Origin of the sequence: Streptomyces sp. NPDC051976, assembly GCF_040680795.1 — a bacterium.
Lineage (GTDB): Bacteria > Actinomycetota > Actinomycetes > Streptomycetales > Streptomycetaceae > Actinacidiphila.
Window position 1 is genome coordinate 1 of record NZ_JBFAXL010000151.1, and the last position, 1682, is coordinate 1682.

1 protein-coding gene is annotated in these 1682 nt (G+C 69.5%); it reads right to left on the minus strand.

Annotated features, from left to right (window positions below):
• Positions 1 to 154: 154 nt before the first annotated feature.
• Positions 155 to 1561: an IS1380 family transposase gene (locus tag AB0M29_RS45145; RefSeq protein WP_365393677.1), complete on the minus strand. Its 1407-nt coding sequence runs from the start codon at positions 1559 to 1561 to the stop codon at positions 155 to 157.
• Between the last annotated feature and the right edge of the window lie 121 nt (positions 1562 to 1682).

Sequence of the window (1682 nt, forward strand, 5' to 3'; positions counted from 1 at the left end):
TAGCCTCGCCGTTTCGGTTGGGGTGATGAGGCGTCGCTGAGGGGTCCGCTGTCGGGTGGCCGATGCGATTTCGGTGCTCGGGCATGGCGGAGTCCCGGCGCGGTGGTCGGGTTCTCCGGGGTCCTTCGGGTCGTGGCGGGCAGGGGTTTGCCGGTCAGCTGGCGGGGCGGGGCAGTGCTGCGAGGCGGTCGAAGGCCGCGGCCAGTTCGTTTCTCCAGGGCCAGGTCGCCGATATCCGCAAGCGCAGGCGGCGGCCGCCGCGGGTGAGGCGTGCGGCGACATGCAGCATCCGGTAGCGGAGCTTCTTCGGCTCGGCAGCCGCGAGTTCGCCGTCCAGCAGCAGGACGCGCATCCAGGCCAGCAGATCGACCGCCGCGAGGCTGAGTTCGAGCCAGACGGCGTTGACGTTGAAGTCGCGGGAGGGGAAGCGGCCGAAGCCGGTGTTCTTCCCGCAGCGGATATGGTCCTCGACCGTGGCATGCCCGCGGTGACGGACCTCCAGGAACTGCGCTGAGCCGCCACCGGAGTACGGGGTGTCGGTGAGGAACACTTGATGCCGCAGGCCTTCGTCCTGGTCGAAGAGGGACAGTTGGGCTCCGGGGTGCGGTCGCTCTCTGCGCACGATGATGCGGGTGCCGGCCGGGTAGCCGGCAAGGTCGACCACGCCGGTCAGTTCGGCGACCTCGGCGCCGTCTCGCAGTGTCCCGTTCTGGTCCAGGGCGGGGTGCCAGACCTGCTCAGGCAGGGTCCGGATCGCGTGGCGGACCGGCTCGGTGACCGCGTATCCGACCGAGAACCGCAGGTCCAGGCCCTGCTCGCGCAAGGTTCGGATGTGGGCGAGGAAGGCTTTCGCGGATCCGGCGCTGTCGGCGCGGACCAGGACCTGGGTTCCGTGCCGGTGAGCGTCGGGGATCTGCGCGAGGGCGTCGTCCAGCACCGCGATGTGATCGGCGGCGGTGTTGGCTCCGGAGTTGCCGGGTCGCAGCCGGCCGGACATGGCCTCGCCGGTGTTCGCGAGGAAACACAGCAGCGGGTGGAAGCCGAAGCCGCCCTTATAGGTGGGCGCGGCTTGTTCCTTTTCCGAGTGGCAGGTGATCAGCGTGGCGTCGAGGTCCAGGACCAGGCCGGAAAGCTCGCGCCCGCCGGCCCGGAGTGCGGGTATGCCCTCGCCGGTCTCGGCAGCCTGCATCCAGGCGACTTCCCGGGCTGAGGCGCGGGCCGCTCGAAGCGAAGCGAGTACAGCCTCGTCGGTGTCGGCGAGCAACCGCCAGGCGGTGGGCGTGGAGGCGACCGGGCCGAACACCTCGCGCTGGTCCCGCAGCACGGCCAGATCCGTAATGGCCTCGCCGCCATCGGCAAGCATCACCGCGAGGTCCGTCATGATCCGGCCCGGGTCGTGGCCGGTCCCACGCGGCCTCAAAGGGCGCAACGCGACGGAGTACGCACCGGTCAGCCCGGTTGCATCGGCGAGATCAGCCAGCAACCGCGATCCAGCATGTCCGATCACCCCCGCCCCATCGGCGGACACCACGAGCCTGGGACGAGAACCGATACCCTTCACGCAGAAAGTGCCTTCCTCCGGCGACGATCAAACCCCTAGACAAGGTTCATCGTCCCAGCTCAGGAAGGCACTTTCGCGTATCCGGCCAGCATCCGGACCAGCCCCAACCGAAACCGCGAGG